Genomic DNA, 16,214 nt, shown 5'->3' with positions numbered 1-16,214 from the left:
GAGGTAAGTAACAATTCGGCGTGGCGGTAACAGTTTACGGGATGCGTAATGAGGTTGCCCCGCAAACCAGCTCGATATCGAATCTGACGGGAGTCATTGATGAACACTGCACTACCTTCGCTTGGTTTTGCCGGCATTGGCCTGATGGGCTTGCCCATGTGCCGCCGGTTGCTGGCTGCGGGCTATCCGCTGACGGTCTGGAACCGTAGCCCGGACAAGTGCGCCGCGCTGGTCGCCGCCGGTGCCCGCCTGGCTGGCAGCCCGGCCGAACTGTGCCGCGACAGCGACATGGTGTTGTTGTGCCTGGCCGACACGGCGGTGGTGCGTGAGGTGGTGTTTGGCGAGCAAGGCGTTGCCGAGGGTGGCCGTGGTGGCCAGTTGCTGATCGACTTCTCGAGCCTGGAGCCTACTGCCACCCGAGAAATGGCGGCCGAGCTGGCAGCGCTGTGCGGCATGGCCTGGCTCGATGCGCCGGTGTCAGGCGGCACCGCCGGTGCCGAAACTGGCACGCTGGCGATCATGGTCGGTGGCGAAGCGGCGGACCTGCAGCGCGCTCAGCCGGTACTTGAGGTGCTGGGCCAGCGTGTCACGCACATGGGGGCGGTGGGCGCAGGCCAGGTGACCAAGGCGTGCAACCAGATGATCGTCGCCTGCAATGCGCTGGTGATTGCCGAAGTGGTGGCCCTGGCCGAGCAGGCCGGGGTGGACGCCACGCTGCTGGCCGAGGCGCTGGCCGGTGGTTTTGCCGATTCCAGGCCGTTGCAGATCCTGGCACCGCAAATGGCCGAGAGCCGCTTCGAGCCGGTCAAATGGCACGTGCGCACCTTGCTCAAGGACCTGGACGGCGCGGTCAAGTTCTCGCGCGAGCAAGGTTCGGCAACACCGCTCAGTGGCCTCGCCGCGCAACTGATGCGCCTGCACGGTAGCCAGGGGTACCTGCATAAAGATCCGGCGACCCTGGTAACGCTGTATCGCAGCAAGGGGTAAACACCGTGCGCGTGCGCTGCAGCCGGCCCAGCATGGGTTGCAGTTCGGCCCACGGCATTGGCCGCCCGAGCAGAAAGCCTTGCAGGTAGTCGCAGGCGTGGTCTGCGAGAAACGCTCGCTGTTCTTCGGTTTCCACGCCTTCGCTGACCACTTGCAAGTGCAGGGTATGCGCCATCACGATGATTGCCTGGACAATTTCACGGTCTTTCTGGCTGGCCGGCACGCCTTGCAGGAAGGTGCGGTCGATCTTCAGCACATCCAGGGGCAGGTGCTTGAGGTAGGCCAAGGACGAGTAGCCGGTGCCGAAGTCGTCGATCGACAGGGCGACGCCCAGGGCGCGGACCCGTTTCAGCAGGTTGACCGTGCGCTGGATATCCCCCATCAAGGCGTTTTCGGTCACTTCCAGCTCCAGCTGTTGCGCTGAAACCCCGGCGTGGAACAAGGCCTTCTCCACCTCGTTGGGCAGTTCGTCATGGCTGAGGGTCACCGCCGAGCAGTTGACCGTGACCTTGAGGTCGCCGTGGCCGCCGCGCTGCAGCAGTGCCAGGTCGGCGCAGGCGTGCCGCAACACCCACAAGTCGAGGTCGACGATCAGGCCGTTGGTTTCGGCTATGCCGATGAACCGGTCAGGCCCGAGCAGCCCATGTTGGGGGTGCTGCCAGCGTACCAGGGCTTCCAGCTTGGCCACCCGCCCAGTGCGCTGGTCGAAGATCGGCTGGTAATGCACGCACAGGCCGCGCTCTTCCAGCAGCGCCAGTCGCAACTCTTCTTCCAGTTGCAGGGCAATCGAGGCGCGTGCTTTGAGACTGTCATTGAAAAAATTCAGGCTGTTGCGGCCGTTGTCCTTGGACTGGTAAAGGGCCAGGTCCGCATGCTTGAGCAGCTCTTCGGCGCTGCTGCCATCATCCGGAAAGATACTCACCCCAATACTGGTGGTCATCACCATGCGCCTTCCACAAAGCTCGATGGGGTCTTTCATGCGTTGCATGATGCGCTGGGCCAGGTGGCGGGCTTCGTCGCGGCTGTTGAGGCTGGTGACCACGCAGAACTCATCGCCACCAAAGCGTGCCACCAGGTCCTGGCTGCGGGTCGCGGCCTTGATATGGTTGGCAATGACCTTGAGCAATTCATCGCCAGCGTGGTGGCCAAGGCTGTCATTGATGCGTTTGAAATGGTCGATATCCAGGAACATCACCGCCAGGCGGCTTTCGCTGGCCAGGTGCTCGGCCAGGCGTTCGGCGAACAGTTGGTTGAAACCACGGCGGTTGACCAGGTTGGTCAGTGCATCGTAGTGCGCTGCCTGCTGCAGTGACGCGCGGGCCTGGTCCAGTTCGCTGAGCAGCACGCTGACCCGGCGCAGGTCATGTTCCTTGCTTTGCAGCTTCTTGTCGGCCAGGGCCGCACTGATGCTGGCACCACTGATCAGCAAGGTGATGAAACCGATGCCCAGCGCCAGTTGCAGGCTGTTATCCCCAGACGGCAAGCGCAGTGCGGTATCGCTGGGGATGACCAGGGTCATCGCCGACATCGCCGTGAAATGGGAAGCCACCATGCCCGCGGCGATCAGCAGGCTGGCGCCGTACTTCGCGGCCTGGTACAGGGTGCCGCTGCCATTGCGAAAGTTACGCGCCAGGTGCAATGCCAGCAGGCTGGTGAGCGGGGCGATGATGGCAGCACCCAGCAGCGGGCCGGTCTGGTAGTACTGCCGGGCGCCGGTTTGCATCGCGGCCATGCCGACAAAGTGCATGAGGACGATACCCATGCCGATCAGTACCGCGCTTTGTACGATGTGTGGCGTGCGCATGTCCTTGCGATCGAGGCTGCGCATGGCCAGCCATGCAACCGCCAGGGCAATGAGCAGGGAAAGGATGGTCAGCGGCAGGTCGTAGTGCACTTCGACGGATGCCTTAAAGGCCAGCATGCTGATGAAATGCATGGCCCAGATGCCGCCGGCCAGGCAGCAGGCGCCAAGTACGTTCCATTGCCGGTGGGCGGTAGGGTCTTCGCTGTGGGACTGGCGCTCGGCCATGTCGAGGGTGGCGAAACAGGCTGCGCAGGCTACTACGTAGGCGAGTAGAACCAGCAGCGGCTCATGCCGACAATCGAGCAGGATACGTCCGGTTGCCGGCAGGTCGGCGAACAGTTGCAGGCCCAGCCACTCCATGGAATGCCTCTCGATCGAGTTTTCACTCGTCTGCGCTACAACCCTGTGCAGACTGCCCAGAGGCAGTATAGGAACAAGTGTTTAAGCCTTCCTGGATAATGGCACATTGATTTCTACGATTTGGTTATCAACCTAATCGCTGTCGGAAATATGGCACCCGCCCAAGGGCAGCGTGCCCGCGATGTGCCTGGCACGATGCCAGGCCCCGGCTACGCCGGTTTTCGCGGGCACCTGCGCTGCCCAGGGGGAGGGGTGCTGGTATGGCGTCAGCCGGCGACTAGTACACGAATGGCTTCCAGGCGCAGGGCAGCTTTTTCCAGCATTGCCAGGCCCTCTTCGCGCTGCTTGCGCAGGGCGTCGATTTCGCTGTCACGCACGCTTGGGTTCACCGCTTGCAAGGCGAGCAGGCGCGCCAGTTCTTCGTCGGCCTCCGCTGCCAGGCGGCGTTGGGCTTCGGCCACACGCTCGACGTGGGTCGGCAGGATCTTCTCTTCGCCACCGCTGATGCGCTTGGCCAACACGTCACGCTGCGCCTGGACAAACTTGTTGGCGCTGGCCCGTGGCACGCTTTCAAGCTGGTCGTTGAGCGTTTCGAAGGCCACGCGCGAGGCCAGGTCGTTGCCGTTGGCATCGAGCAGGCAGCGCAGTGCCGCAGGGGGCAGGTAACGCCCCAGTTGCAGGCTTCGCGGTGCCACCACCTCGCTGACGAACAGCAGCTCGAGCAGCACGGTACCGGGCTTGAGCGCCTTGTTCTTGATCAGGGCGACGGCCGTATTGCCCATGGAGCCGGACAGCACCAGGTCCATGCCGCCTTGCACCATCGGGTGTTCCCAGGTCAGGAACTGCATGTCTTCGCGCGACAGCGCCTGGGCGCGGTCGTAGGTAATGGTCACACCTTCGTCGTCGCCCAGCGGGAAGCTGGCGTCGAGCATTTTTTCGCTCGGCTTGAGGATGAGGGCGTTCTCGGAGTGGTCTTCGCTGTCGATGCCAAAGGCGTCGAACAGCGTTTCCATGTAGATCGGCAGGGCGAACTGGTCGTCCTGCTCGAGGATGGCTTCAACCAGCGCCTCGCCTTCACCCGCGCCGCCCGAGTTCAGCTCCAGCAAGCGATCGCGGCCGGTGTGCAGTTCGGCTTCCAGGCGCTCGCGTTCGTGACGGGCGTCGGCGACCAGGCTGTCCCAGGCCTTGCTGTCGCCGCCTTCGAGCAGCGGCAGCAGGCGTGGGCCGAACTGGTGCTGCAGGGCGTTGCCGGTCGGGCAGGTGTTGAGGAACGCGTTGAGCGCTTCGTGGTACCACTGGAACAGGCGTTCCTGCGGGCTGCCCTGCAGGTAGGGAACATGCAACTGGATGGTGTGCTTCTGGCCGATACGGTCCAGACGGCCGATACGTTGTTCCAGCAGGTCCGGGTGGGCCGGCAGGTCGAACATCACCAGGTGGTGCGAAAACTGGAAGTTGCGGCCTTCGCTGCCGATCTCGGAGCAGATCAGCACCTGGGCGCCGAACTCTTCATCGGCAAAGTAGGCGGCTGCCCGGTCGCGCTCCAGAATGCTCATGCCCTCATGGAACACCGAGGCCGGAATGCCGGAGCGCACGCGCAGGGCGTCTTCCAGGTCCATGGCGGTTTCGGCGTGGGCACAGATGACCAGCACCTTGGTGCGCTTGAGCATTTTCAGGGTGTCGATCAACCAGTCGACCCTTGGGTCGAAACGCCACCAGCGCTCGTCGTCGGTGCTGTCACCCTGTGCCTGGAAGGCGACCTCCGGGTACAGCTCGGCTTTCTCGCCTGGCGGCAGCTCGCGGTATTGCTCGGGCATGGCCACCGGGTAAGGGTGCAGTTGGCGCTCCGGGAAGCCTTGGACCGCCGCGCGGGTGTTACGGAACAGCACTCGGCCGGTGCCGTGGCGGTCGAGCAGCTCACGGATCAGCCGCGCGCTGGCCTGGGTATCGCCATCGCTGACCGCGGCCAGCAGCGCTTCGCCCTCAGCCCCCAGGAAGCCCTGGATGGTGGCGTGTGCCTTCGGCGACAGGCGGCCTTCGTCGAGCAGCTCTTGCACCGCTTCGGCGACCGGGCGGTAGTGATCGCTTTCGGCGCGGAAGGCGGCCAGGTCGTGGAAACGGTTGGGGTCGAGCAGGCGCAGGCGAGCGAAGTGGCTGTCCTGGCCAAGCTGTTCAGGGGTAGCGGTAAGCAGCAGTACGCCAGGAATCACCTGGGCCAGTTGCTCGACCAGGGCGTATTCGGCGCTGACCTGGTCCTCGTGCCAGACCAGGTGGTGAGCCTCATCGACAACCATCAGGTCCCAGCCGGCGGCAAACAGCGCATCCTGGGCCTTCTCGTCCTCTACCAGCCACTCCAGGGCCACCAGTGCCAACTGGGCGTCATCGAACGGGTTGCTGGCGTCGCTTTCGATGAAGCGTTCGGCGTCGAACAGGGCCACCTGCAAGTTGAAGCGCCGGCGCATTTCTACCAGCCACTGGTGCTGAAGGTTCTCCGGCACCAGGATCAGTACTCGGCTGGCCCGGCCCGTCAGCAACTGACGGTGAATGACCAGGCCAGCCTCGATGGTCTTGCCCAGGCCCACTTCGTCGGCCAGCAGTACCCGCGGCGCGCTGCGGTCGGCGACTTCGCGGGCAATGTGCAACTGGTGAGCGATTGGCTGAGCGCGGCAACCGCCCAGCCCCCACAGCGCCGACTGCATCTGCTTGCTGGTGTGCTGCAGTGTGTTGTAGCGCAGGCTGAACCACGCCAAAGGGTCGATCTGCCCGGCGAACAGGCGGTCGCTGGCCAGGCGGAACTGAATGAAGTTCGACAGCTGGGTTTCCGGCAAGGTGCGCGGCTGGTTCTGCCCGTCGAGGCCGTGGTAGACCATCAGCCCGTCGATGTCCTCGACCTCGCGTACGGTCAGCTTCCAGCCTTCGAAGTGGGTGATCTGGTCACCTGGCGCGAAGCGCACGCGAGTCAGCGGCGCATTGCGCAGGGAATACTGGCGCGTGTCGCCAGTGGCCGGGTAGAGCACGGTCAACAGGCGGCCATCCTGCGCCAGGATGGTACCCAGGCCGAGCTCTGCTTCGCTGTCGCTGATCCAGCGTTGCCCCGGTTGATACTGCTGCGCCATACTGCCTGAACTCCCGCGATGAAAAAGCCGATTATGTTAACGGATCGGCCGGTGAGACCAAAGTGCCGAGCGCACCTAATGGTGCCGAAAGCCATCAGTCTAGCCGTTTCACCGCTCTGTACCGCACCGCCGACGAGGGCCACGCACCAACATGTCTGCCAAGCACAGCTGGATCAGCGCTTCCATGGCCGTGGGCAGCCTGTTGCTGCTCAGTGCCTGCGAGCAGAAAACCTTCGAGCCTTTGGCCCCCATTCCCACCGATCAGCTTGAAGTGCTGGGCGTGCAGGCGCCGATCAAGAGCGTGCATTTTCGCGACCGCGATGGCGAAGGGCTGCTGGTATTGAGCCGCAGCGATGGCCAGGCCAGCGACCCGGAAAGCGAGCAGGAGGTCGACAAGGTGGTGCTCAAGGCCACCTTGTACGGGCGCACGGCGCAAAGCGATGCGTTCAAGGCCCGCTGGCAGATCGAGCAGGAAACCACGTGCCCCGGCCTGGACCTGGATGTCGACTTCTATACGGATGTCAGTGACGTCAGCGACCTTAACAAAGATGGCGTGGCCGAAGTGACAGTTGCCAGTCATGCCTTTTGCGGCGGGGGTATCGACCCCCACGACATCGCCATCGAAATGCGTGAAGGGCAGGCCAGCTACACCATTACCGGGCAGTCGCTGATCAGCCCCGCAGGCGAGGACCCGGTGGGGGGCGAGCGCACCGACAGCGCTTCGCTCAAGAACGCCCCGCAAGTGTTGCGTGACCATATGGATGCGGTCTGGCAGCAGGTCTACAAGCGCCCCTGGAGCGAAGCCAGCCCGCCCAGTGACGACGAGCCTGACGATGATGTGGAGTAAAGGCTGGGCCTGAGATCAAGGTAATGCCGCGCCTGCCGATACAGCGGGCATAGGAGAACGCCCATGTTGCCGCCGATCATACCGCTCAGTGCCGCCCCGGTGACCTCGCAACAGGACCCGGTCAAACCTACCCCCGACATCAAGCCGGTGGTACCGGCGCAGCCTGCGTCCGGCGAAACTGCCATCGACCTCAAGCAGCAGCGCGATCCGCAGGAGCAGGCACTGCTGTTGCGTGATGAGCAGCGCCGCCAGCAGCAACGGCGCCAGCAGCGTGGGGCGGGGCGCTATAACCCTGAGCCTGGCGACGAGGTCAACGCCGACAATACTGTCCCGGTCGTGCCCATGATGGACGAGCCCAACCGACAAGGGCTGCTGGTGGACATCGAAGTCTGACACGGGGCTGGTCAGCGCCTGCGTCGGGCTTCATCATGCAAGTCTCCGTTGATCGTCGAGCCCACCCATGAGCCAAGACAACCTTATCGATTTCGATGCTGAACGCGCCAAGCGCGTGCATGACCTCAAGGAAAAGCGCCTGAACGAGATGCGCAATGCATTCGAGCAGGCTCTGCCATTGAACACTGGCAAGAAAAATAAGCCCAAGGGCAAGCCGAAGAAGCGCTGAAACTTGACGCAGGTCAACCCTGCACCTGCCTCGTGTGCCCGGGCCCGGGCACCATTGACCCTGATCAATTTTCCCTCGCCCGACATTGGTTAACGTTCTCCCATCGGACAACGGCAAACGAATGGGGAGGCCAGCATGTTCTTCGACAATGTGGTTATCGCCGGTGTGGTAACGGTCGGGCTGATGGTTGCTTTCTTTGCCGGTCTGGGCATTTTCATCTGGAAGGACTCGAACAAGCGCAAGCCGCGCTGACCTTCCGGGTACACGAGCACGCAAGGCATTTAGGGCGACTTCGGTCGCCCATTTTTTTTGCCTGGCATTTGCGTGTTGCCTGCTGGGCCGCAGGGCTCAAGCCAGCTATCGCGCAGCGTGGCGTGCGCTGACGCAGCAGTTGGATTGCAATGAAGATGAGTAGCTAGCTAATTATTCATTTTCACTTTATTCTCTGCGCCATTGTCTATCTTTTCACTACTACCCTCCCCGCAAGGTTCGCCCAGTGCCCATCACGCTTCAGGCCCTGTTCGCCCCCACCCCCCTCGCCATCAAGTTCGCCATCAAAACCCTGCTCGGTGGTGGCCTGGCGTTGTGGCTGGCAATGCGATGGGGCCTGGAGCAGCCGTCCTGGGCATTGATGACGGCGTTTATCGTTGCCCAGCCGCTGTCTGGCATGGTGGTGCAGAAAGGCCTGGCGCGGTTGGCCGGGACCTTTGTCGGTACGGTCATGGCGGTGGTGCTGCTGGGTCTGTTCGCCCAGACCCCGGGGCTGTTTCTGATTGCCCTGGCCTTGTGGCTGGCCTTGTGCACCGCCGCCTCTACCCAGTTGCGCAGTGCCTGGGCCTATGCCTTCGTGCTGGCCGGCTACACGGCAGCGATCATCACCTTGCCGGCCATCGACCACCCGCTGCAGGTGTTCGACCAGGCGGTGGCCCGCTGCACCGAGATCAGCCTGGGTATTTTCTGCGCCACGGCCAGCAGTGCCTTGCTCTGGCCGATGCGGGTCGAGCAGCAGCTTGGCGGCCAGGCGCGTCAGGCCTGGCAGAACGGCCTGCAGGCCGCCAGTGCGATGCTGGGTGGCGAGGACGATGCACGCAGGGGCTTGCTGGAGAGCCTGGGGCGCATCGTTGCCATCGACAGCCAGCGCGAGCATGCCTGGTTCGAAGGCAACCGCGGGCGTCAGCGTGCCCGTGCCATTCGGGGGCTAAGCCAGAAGCTGATGGTGCTATTGCGTATTTCCCGGTCGGTGCGCCGGCAGTGGCGGCAACTGGATGAGCAGCAGGCGGAACACCTGGCCCCCTGGTTGTCTGAAGTTCGGGCGCTGCTGGACAAGCCCGACCAGCCCAGCCTGTTGTTGCTGCGCCAGCGCGTCTGGGATGCCGCGCACGATGAGCATATAAGTTCGGTTGAGCATTACTGCCTGGCGCGCATGGCCCTGCTGCTGGATTACGCAATGGCCGCCGGCCAGGCGCTGGAGGCTGTGGAAACGGGCACGGCGCCGAAGGATGTCGGCCAAGGCCTGGCCGTGCACCGCGATTGGTCGCTGGCCTTGCTGTTCGGTTCGCGTAGCGCACTGGCGTTTCTGGTGATGAGCGCTTTCTGGCTGGCCACCGCCTGGCCCTCGGCGCCTGGCGGCCTGGTGCTGACCTGTGTGGTCTGCAGCCTGTTCGCCAGCCGCGAGAATGGCGCGCAGATTGGCTTGAGTTTCCTGCGCGGGATCTGCCTGGCCATACCGGCAGCGTTCCTGGTCGGGCAGATTCTGCTGCCGCAATGGAGCAGCTTCGCGCTGCTTTGCCTGGGCATGGGGGTCCCGCTGTTGTTCGGCGCGCTGGGCATGGCCCACCCGCGTACCGGCGCCACTGCCACCTCTTATTGCCTGCACTTCATCGTACTGGTGTCGCCGGTGAATGCCATGCAGTTCAGCGTGGCTACCATGCTCAACAGTGCCTTGGCCATGCTGGTAGGGGTGTCGGCAGCGGTCATGGCGTTTCGCTTGTTGGTGTTCCGTCACCCGGCCTGGCTTGGGCGGCGCCTGCGTGCTGCAACCCAGAGTGACCTGGTGCGCCTGACCCGGCGTGACCTGCGCGGGGCCGACACCTGGTTCGGCGGGCGCATGGCCGACCGCCTGATGCAGTTGGCGCGGCATGCCAGCGAGTTGCCCGAGGGTGAGCGCAAGCGCTGGGACGATGGCCTGCACGGGCTGGATATCGGTGATGAACTGGTGCACCTGCGCATGTGCCTGGCGGTCGCGCAGGCGCCACTGGGCGGTGCCGAGCGGGAGTACCTGCAGCAAGTGGAGGCGGTACTGGCCAAAGGACCTGCCGCCGGGCGCGGGCAACAGCTGGACAGTGCCAGCGAACGGTTCATTGCTGCGTTGCACCGCCAGCCTGCGAGCGACCCGCTGCGGTTGGCCGAGGGCGCGGTGCTGCAATTGCAGAAAAGCTGGGGCAAGTGGTGCCGCTGGCAGGAGGAAGCCCATGGGGTTGCGTGAATGGGAAGTGGGGGGCGTGCTGCTCAGCCCGTTTCTGCTTTATGTGTTGCTGGCGCTGGTGCTTACCGGCCTGCTGCGCCTGCTGGTGCAGGCCACACCGTTGGCGCGCTGGATCTGGCATGAAGCGCTGTTCGATGCGGCGGTTTTCGTTTGTGTGCTGTTCCTGGTGGTACGCCTGCTGGGAGCTTTTTAAAGGAGTGTTTCGATGCGTGCGGCCGTACGTACTCTTGTAACCCTGTGTGTGGTGGCCCTGGCCGTGTTGGCCGGTTACCAACTGTGGCAGTACTACATGCTTACCCCCTGGACCCGGGATGCCCGTGTGCGCGCCGATGTGGTGGTGATTGCACCTGACGTTTCCGGCTGGGTGCGCCAGCTCAAGGTGCATGACAACCAGCAGGTCAAGGCGGGAGAGCTGTTGATGAGCATCGACCGCGAGCGTTTTCAGGCCGCGTTCGACCAGGCCAGTGCGGTGACGCAAACCCGCGCCCAGCAGCTGCGCCTGCGCGAGAGTGAAGCAGCCCGGCGTACCGCCCTGGGGCCCGAGGCGATCAGTGCCGAGCTGCGGGAGAACGCGCAGATCAATGCTGCCATCGCCCGTGGCGAGTTGCAGGAAGCCCAGGCGCAGTTGCAGGTGGCGAAGATCAACCTGGCGCGCAGTGAAGTGCGTGCGCCGCGCAGCGGGCACATCACCAACCTGCGCCTGGCCGAAGGCAACTACGTGAACACCGGCCAGTCGGTGATGGCCTTGGTGGACGATTCGACGTTCTATATCCAGGCCTACTTCGAGGAAACCAAGCTGCCGCGCATTCGCGTGGGTGACCCGGTAAAGGTCTGGCTGATGGGCGCGGGTGAACCCATGCAGGGGCATGTAGAAAGCATCAGCCGCGGCATCACCGACAGCAACAGCAACCCGGACAGCCAGCTGCTGCCGGAGGTTGAGCCGACCTTCAATTGGGTGCGCCTGGCCCAGCGGATACCGGTGAGAATCCGCCTGGACCAGGTGCCCGACGGCGTGACCCTGAGTGCGGGGATGACTGCGAGTGTGCAAGTACATGAGCCGTGAGCCGGGGCCCGGGCACCCGCCACTACAGGAACATGCCGCCCGAAACCTCCAGGCGCTGCCCGGTGATCCAGCCATTACCGTCTTCCAGCAACAAGGCGATCGCCGCGCCGATGTCATCCGGCAAACCCGCCCGTCCCAGCGCGGTGTTGCCAGCAATGTAGTCATTCACCTGCGGGTTGTCCCGCACTACGCCCCCGCCAAAATCGGTCTCGATGGCCCCCGGCGCCAGGATGTTCACGCGAATGCCGCGGGCGCCCAGTTCCTTGGCCTGGTAGCGGGTCAGCACTTCCATCGCGCCTTTCATGGCGGCATAGGCGGCGTACCCTGGTAGGGCAAACCGTGCCAGCCCGGTCGAAATGTTGATGATCCGGCCGTTATCGACCAGCAGTGGCAACAGGCGCTGGGTGAGGAAGAACGGGCCTTTGAGCTGAATGTTCAGCAGTTGGTCGAACTGCGCCTCGCTGGTTTCGGTATACGGCACGTTCAACCCGATGCCGGCATTGTTCACCAGAAAGTCGAAACGCTGGCGACCGTGGTGCTGCTGCAAGGCAGCCGCCAGCCGCTCGGTAAAGCCGGCAAAGCTGCTGGCGTCACCCACATCCAGTTGCAGCATGGTCGCCTTCACACCTGCCTGCTCCAGCGTGGCCGCCACGGCCTGTGCTTCTTGGGCCTTGCTGTTGTAGGTGCCAATGATGTCGATGCCACGGGCGGCCAGATGCTCGGCGGTATTACGGCCAAGGCCGCGGCTTGCGCCGGTGATCAGGGCAATCTTGCGGGTCATGGTAAGAACCTCGTGATGGGTGGGTGCTCACAGGTTATTGGTCGGCTGGCGGGTGTTAAATCCTGCAAAAATGGAAATACTGTTCGCCTCAACCGGATAGTCGAGGGTGGGCGTGAACAAGTTGGAGTTGCTGCGGACCTTTGTGCGGGTCAGTGAAGTGAACAGCTTTACCCTGGCCGCCGAGAGCCTGGGCTTGCCACGTTCGACGGTGTCGGAACAGGTCAGGGCGCTGGAGCGCCTGCTGGGCACGCAACTGTTCAACCGCACCACCCGCCGGGTGCGGGCCACGCAGGATGGTGCCTTGCTGTACACACGCAGCAAGGACCTGCTGTCAGGTATGGACGAGATCGAGAGCCTGTTCAGCGCCGATGATGCCGAACTGGCCGGGCGCCTGCGTGTCGACCTGCCGACGATGATGGCGCGGCGGGTCATCATTCCCGCGTTACCCCGGTTCCTGCAGCGTTTTCCACGTTTGCAGGTAGAGCTCAGTTGCACCGATCGGCAGGTCGATTTGCTGCGTGAGGGCTTCGACTGCGTGATGCGCATCGGCGCCTTGCATGACCTGGATGTCGTGGCCAGGCCGGTCGGGCAATTGAGCATGCGCAACTGTGCCAGCCCGGCTTACTTGGCGCGCCATGGGGTGCCCCGTACCCTGCAGGACCTGGCAGGGCATCAATTGGTGCACTACGTGCGCAACCTGGGGGGGCGCTGTGCCGGCTTCGAATACGTGCAGGGTGGGCAGGTGCAGTACCAGCCCATGGCTGGGGCGGTAACGGTCAATAATGCCGAAGCCTACTCGGCAGCCTGCCTGGCCGGGCTGGGGCTGATACAGGTACCGGCGGTGGGGGTGGCCGAACACCTGCAGCGCGGCGAACTGGTCGCACTGCTGCCGGCCTGGCAGGCGCCGGCCATGCCCGTGTCACTGCTGTATGCGCGGCAAAGGCATGTACCCCGCCGGGTGCAAGCGTTCATGCAGTGGCTGGCAGAGGTGCTTCGCAGCGAGGTCGATGCTACGGCGTGAAGTTGAGCCGAGTCATGGCGCACGCACGGCTGCTTGCATTAGGCTTGGACTGGCGAGGTGCCCGGCAGAGGCGACCCTGTGCTGCCCAGCGTGCGTATCTTCCGATTTCATCACGAGGTTACGCCATGGCCATTACTTCCCAGGACATCTGCAACGCAGCTGACCAGCTCAAAGGCTTCGTCGGCTTTCATGACAAGCGCGGCGTTCATATCGTGCGTTTTTCCGAAGACGCGTTCGGTATGGATGTCGCTGACGCCAGCATCACCCCCTGCAGCGAGTTTGTCTGGCGCCCCGAGCAGGGGCAGCGCATGGCCCTGTGCCGGGAGCGCCTGGCACTGTTGCTGGACCAGCACGTGGATGACCGCTTGAACATCGCAGAGCCGCTGCGCATCTACCTGCGCCGCGGCGACTTGCCGGAAATCATCGCCGAGCGGCGTGTGCAGCCTACTGGCTGAGGCCCGCTCGCGCCCGTTGGGTTGATCGAGGCGTTGCCGCGCAACCGTGCAGGGGCGGCTCGACCCGCGCCTACCGGGGGCGCTGCAACAACGCCCGCATGGCCGCGGTATCCAGTGGCCGGCTCAGGTAATAGCCCTGTACTTCATGGCAGCGGTCCTTTTGCAGCATGGCTAGTTGCTGTTCGGTTTCCACGCCCTCGGCCGTCACGGTCAGCCCCATTGCCTTGCCCAGGTTGATGATGGCCTGGACCACCGCACGGTCGCTGCCGCCGTTGGTGCTCAGGCCACTGATGAAGCGCTTGTCGATCTTGAGGCTGTCGAAAGGATACGTTCGCAGGTAACCCAGCGATGAATAGCCGGTACCGAAGTCGTCCATGTTCAGGCGCACGCCCAGTTCTTTGAGCGACAGCATGGTCCCCAGCGCGCCTTCGATGTCGTTGAGCATCACATTCTCGGTGATCTCCAGTTCCAGGCGTTGCGCCGGGAATGCCGTGCCCAGCAGGATTTCCCGCACGTCTTGCACCACATCGCTGCGCAGGAACTGCGCCGGTGACAGGTTGACCGACACCAGGATTTCTGCAGGCCAGTCAAGGGCGGTGCGGCAGGCCTCGTGCAGCACCCAGCGGCCCAGCGCGACAATGATATCGCTCTGTTCGGCCAGCGGGATGAAGGTATCCGGCCCCAGCAGCCCTTCCTGGGGGTGCTGCCAGCGTATCAGCGCCTCGACCGCGACCACGCGCAGGTCGCTGAGGCGGTAGCGCGGCTGATAGTGCAACTCGAACTCCTGGTTGCGCAGGGCGCGGCGCAGGTCGTTCTCCAGTTGCCGCCGGTACTGGATCTGCTGGTTCATTTCGCTGGCGAAGTAGCGCCAGGTGTTCTTGCCGTCTGCCTTGGCCTGGTACAGGGCGATGTCGGCACAGCGAATCAGCTCGCCGGCATCGAAGCCCTGGGTGCGGGTCTGGGCGATGCCGATGCTGGCGCCAATGTGCAGGGGTTGGCTGTCGAACATGATCGGTTGTTGCAGCAGGCCGATCAGGCGCGCGCAGAAACGGTCGATCTCCTGGCGGTTGTCCATGCCGCCAAGTACCACGATGAACTCGTCCCCGCCCAACCGCGCCACCAGGTCACCGTCGCGGGTGGTGTCGCGCAGGCGGGCTGCCACTTCCTGCAGTACCGCATCGCCAGCCGCATAGCCGAGTGAGTCGTTGATCGGCTTGAAGTTGTCCAGGTCAAGCAGCAACAGGGTCAACGGCGGTGAGTCTGTGCCGCGCAGCAGGGCCTGTTCCAGGTGCCGGGCCAGTTTGTTGCGGTTGGCCAGGCCGGTCAGTGGGTCGTGCAAGGACAGGTGCTGAATACGCGCATGGGCGTCGACTTCGTCGGTGATATCGCTGGCAGTGCCGCGCAAACCCACGACCGTGTCCTGGTGCCAGATGGCGCGGGCGGAAATCCGACAATAGCGGTTCTGGCCATTCTGGTCGCGGTAGGTGCAGCGCAGGTTGGCCAACTGCTGTGGGTCAGCGGTGGCCAAGGCATCCAGCCAGGGCGACAAGGGCGTGGTGTCGCAGGCCAGCAACTGGTTGAGCGGTTGGCCGAGCCAGTCTTCGACCGGGTAGCCCGTCACGCTGGCAAAGCGTTGCGACAAGTAGGTCAGGCGGTGGTGCCGATCGGTCTCCCAGATCCAGTCCGATGCCGACTCGGCCACCGCGCGAAAACGTTGCTCGCTGGCCTCCAGCGCCAGGTTGCTATGCTGCAGGTGGGCAAGCGTCAAGCCGATGGCCCGGGAGCTGCGCCACGCATGGCGGCACAGGTAGAGCATGACCAGCCCAAGGATCAGCAGGGCGCTGAGCAGGGCAGGCAATACCGCCCCTAGCAGCTGGCGCCCAGGCAACACGCTGTTCCACGACAGATGGTAGCCGGTGTCGCCCAGGTTGATGCGCAGGTGGTGGTGGGCTTGTGCGTCTTCCTTCTCAACGCGCATGCCGGCCAGGCCTGCACGCTTACCCAGCTGCGCCAGTTTGGCCTCGGTCAGCTGGTCGACGAACAGCAAGACCGGCGCCTGTCTCACTTCGCCTTCAGTGACATCGCGATCTGGCCGTATGGCCGCGGCGGTGAGCACGGCCGGCCAGCCATTGAACAGCACAAAGCGGGTGATCTGCTCGCGGGTAATGGCCGCCGCTCGGGCCTGGTCGATGATCGGCTGGATAGGGGCATCTATGTACGTACCTACGCCTGCGGGGCTGGGCTGGCCTTTGAACAGGGCATAGGTGGTGCGGCCGTTTTCCACGACGAACACGCCTTCGTAGCCGCTGGCGCTGTACAGCGATTCACCTATGTTCTTTTCATCATAGGCCCACTGCCAGTCGGCTTCGCCAGACAAGTGCTGCAGGGCGTCTTCCCATACGGCATAACTGGACAGGAATTGGCGCGACGCCAGTAACCGTTGCTCCAGCGCCTGATTGGCATGGAAGGCGCTGCGTTCGCGCTCTTGCTGGTCGAGGGTTGCGGCGATGTTGAACAGCGCGCCGAGAATGACCAGGCAAGCCAGACCGTAAACGGTGCTGAAGCCGGCGATCAGGTTACGCACTTGGAAACGTGGGGTAGGGCTGGCGGGTGGGAGGTTGGCAGTCCTGGCCATGCGCGAGCGGCTCCTTCAGGAAACCTCCTGCCAGGCAGTGA

General features: G+C 63.9%; 14 protein-coding genes. 10 read left to right on the top strand and 4 right to left on the bottom strand.

What is annotated here, in order from left to right:
- The first annotated feature begins 99 nt into the window (after positions 1–99).
- Complete coding sequence (locus K4A76_RS17745; protein ID WP_274410821.1) at positions 100–987, top strand: NAD(P)-dependent oxidoreductase; 888 nt, start codon at positions 100–102, stop codon at positions 985–987.
- Here K4A76_RS17745 and K4A76_RS17740 read toward each other — a convergent pair.
- A complete protein-coding gene (locus K4A76_RS17740) occupies positions 887–3,151 on the bottom strand; it encodes a putative bifunctional diguanylate cyclase/phosphodiesterase (protein ID WP_274410820.1) in 2,265 nt (754 codons plus the stop codon). The genes K4A76_RS17745 and K4A76_RS17740 overlap by 101 nt on opposite strands.
- Positions 3,152–3,417: 266 nt before the next feature.
- On the bottom strand, positions 3,418–6,264 hold the full coding sequence (gene rapA, locus K4A76_RS17735) for an RNA polymerase-associated protein RapA (RefSeq protein ID WP_054904086.1): 2,847 nt from the start codon (positions 6,262–6,264) through the stop codon (positions 3,418–3,420).
- 151 nt (positions 6,265–6,415) lie between these two features.
- Between rapA and K4A76_RS17730 the strand changes: the two genes are divergently transcribed.
- The 7 genes from K4A76_RS17730 to K4A76_RS17705 all read left to right on the top strand — a co-directional run bounded on the left by K4A76_RS17730 (position 6,416) and on the right by K4A76_RS17705 (position 11,281).
- The gene (locus K4A76_RS17730) at positions 6,416–7,111 is read left to right on the top strand and encodes a M949_RS01915 family surface polysaccharide biosynthesis protein (RefSeq protein WP_009684624.1); all 696 of its coding nucleotides are present in this window, start codon (positions 6,416–6,418) and stop codon (positions 7,109–7,111) included.
- A gap of 63 nt (positions 7,112–7,174) precedes the next feature.
- Positions 7,175–7,504 (top strand): aspartate-semialdehyde dehydrogenase, encoded by a 330-nt coding sequence (locus tag K4A76_RS17725; RefSeq protein ID WP_274410819.1) that lies wholly within the window; start codon positions 7,175–7,177, stop codon positions 7,502–7,504.
- Between the two features lie 67 nt (positions 7,505–7,571).
- Complete coding sequence (locus tag K4A76_RS17720; RefSeq protein ID WP_274410818.1) at positions 7,572–7,733, top strand: hypothetical protein; 162 nt, start codon at positions 7,572–7,574, stop codon at positions 7,731–7,733.
- A 135-nt stretch (positions 7,734–7,868) separates the two neighbouring features.
- Entirely contained in the window at positions 7,869–7,985 is a 117-nt protein-coding gene (ccoM, locus tag K4A76_RS23790; protein WP_003254862.1) for a cytochrome c oxidase subunit CcoM, read from the top strand.
- A gap of 244 nt (positions 7,986–8,229) precedes the next feature.
- Entirely contained in the window at positions 8,230–10,218 is a 1,989-nt protein-coding gene (locus K4A76_RS17715; RefSeq protein ID WP_115294626.1) for an FUSC family protein, read from the top strand.
- Complete coding sequence (locus K4A76_RS17710) at positions 10,205–10,411, top strand: DUF1656 domain-containing protein (RefSeq protein ID WP_009684629.1); 207 nt, start codon at positions 10,205–10,207, stop codon at positions 10,409–10,411. The genes K4A76_RS17715 and K4A76_RS17710 overlap by 14 nt, the downstream gene beginning before the upstream one ends.
- A 12-nt stretch (positions 10,412–10,423) precedes the next feature.
- Positions 10,424–11,281 carry an efflux RND transporter periplasmic adaptor subunit gene (locus K4A76_RS17705; RefSeq protein ID WP_029885161.1) on the top strand — a complete coding sequence of 286 codons (858 nt, stop codon included), beginning with the start codon at positions 10,424–10,426 and terminating at the stop codon, positions 11,279–11,281.
- A gap of 22 nt (positions 11,282–11,303) precedes the next feature.
- On the opposite strand, the gene K4A76_RS17700 is transcribed toward K4A76_RS17705, so the two are convergent.
- Positions 11,304–12,062, bottom strand: coding sequence for an SDR family NAD(P)-dependent oxidoreductase (locus K4A76_RS17700; protein ID WP_274410817.1), 759 nt, complete (start codon positions 12,060–12,062; stop codon positions 11,304–11,306).
- A gap of 112 nt (positions 12,063–12,174) precedes the next feature.
- Here K4A76_RS17700 and K4A76_RS17695 point away from each other — a divergent pair, with 112 nt between their 5' ends.
- The gene (locus K4A76_RS17695; RefSeq protein WP_274410816.1) at positions 12,175–13,083 is read left to right on the top strand and encodes a LysR family transcriptional regulator; all 909 of its coding nucleotides are present in this window, start codon (positions 12,175–12,177) and stop codon (positions 13,081–13,083) included.
- Between the two features lie 125 nt (positions 13,084–13,208).
- Complete coding sequence (locus K4A76_RS17690) at positions 13,209–13,538, top strand: DUF2025 family protein (protein WP_029885164.1); 330 nt, start codon at positions 13,209–13,211, stop codon at positions 13,536–13,538.
- A gap of 70 nt (positions 13,539–13,608) precedes the next feature.
- Here K4A76_RS17690 and K4A76_RS17685 read toward each other — a convergent pair whose 3' ends face one another.
- Positions 13,609–16,173: a bifunctional diguanylate cyclase/phosphodiesterase gene (locus tag K4A76_RS17685; protein ID WP_274410815.1), complete on the bottom strand. Its 2,565-nt coding sequence runs from the start codon at positions 16,171–16,173 to the stop codon at positions 13,609–13,611.
- Positions 16,174–16,214 lie beyond the last annotated feature (41 nt).

Source organism: Pseudomonas sp. NEEL19, from assembly GCF_028751975.1.
GTDB lineage: Bacteria > Pseudomonadota > Gammaproteobacteria > Pseudomonadales > Pseudomonadaceae > Aquipseudomonas > Aquipseudomonas juntendi.
Note: the sequence above shows the minus strand (reverse complement) of the source record. Positions and strands in the feature narration are given on the sequence as shown.

Excerpts from the sequence above, each read along its gene's own strand:
- K4A76_RS17685 (WP_274410815.1), bottom strand. The coding sequence starts at position 16,173 with ATGGCCAGGACTGCCAACCTCCCACCCGCCAGCCCTACCCCACGTTTC.
- K4A76_RS17690 (WP_029885164.1), top strand. The coding sequence starts at position 13,209 with ATGGCCATTACTTCCCAGGACATCTGCAACGCAGCTGACCAGCTCAAA.
- K4A76_RS17705 (WP_029885161.1), top strand. The coding sequence starts at position 10,424 with ATGCGTGCGGCCGTACGTACTCTTGTAACCCTGTGTGTGGTGGCCCTG.
- rapA (WP_054904086.1), bottom strand. The coding sequence starts at position 6,264 with ATGGCGCAGCAGTATCAACCGGGGCAACGCTGGATCAGCGACAGCGAA.
- K4A76_RS17730 (WP_009684624.1), top strand. The coding sequence starts at position 6,416 with ATGTCTGCCAAGCACAGCTGGATCAGCGCTTCCATGGCCGTGGGCAGC.
- K4A76_RS17700 (WP_274410817.1), bottom strand. The coding sequence starts at position 12,062 with ATGACCCGCAAGATTGCCCTGATCACCGGCGCAAGCCGCGGCCTTGGC.
- K4A76_RS17720 (WP_274410818.1), top strand. The coding sequence starts at position 7,572 with ATGAGCCAAGACAACCTTATCGATTTCGATGCTGAACGCGCCAAGCGC.
- K4A76_RS17725 (WP_274410819.1), top strand. The coding sequence starts at position 7,175 with ATGTTGCCGCCGATCATACCGCTCAGTGCCGCCCCGGTGACCTCGCAA.
- K4A76_RS17710 (WP_009684629.1), top strand. The coding sequence starts at position 10,205 with ATGGGGTTGCGTGAATGGGAAGTGGGGGGCGTGCTGCTCAGCCCGTTT.
- K4A76_RS17745 (WP_274410821.1), top strand. The coding sequence starts at position 100 with ATGAACACTGCACTACCTTCGCTTGGTTTTGCCGGCATTGGCCTGATG.
- K4A76_RS17740 (WP_274410820.1), bottom strand. The coding sequence starts at position 3,151 with ATGGAGTGGCTGGGCCTGCAACTGTTCGCCGACCTGCCGGCAACCGGA.
- ccoM (WP_003254862.1), top strand. The coding sequence starts at position 7,869 with ATGTTCTTCGACAATGTGGTTATCGCCGGTGTGGTAACGGTCGGGCTG.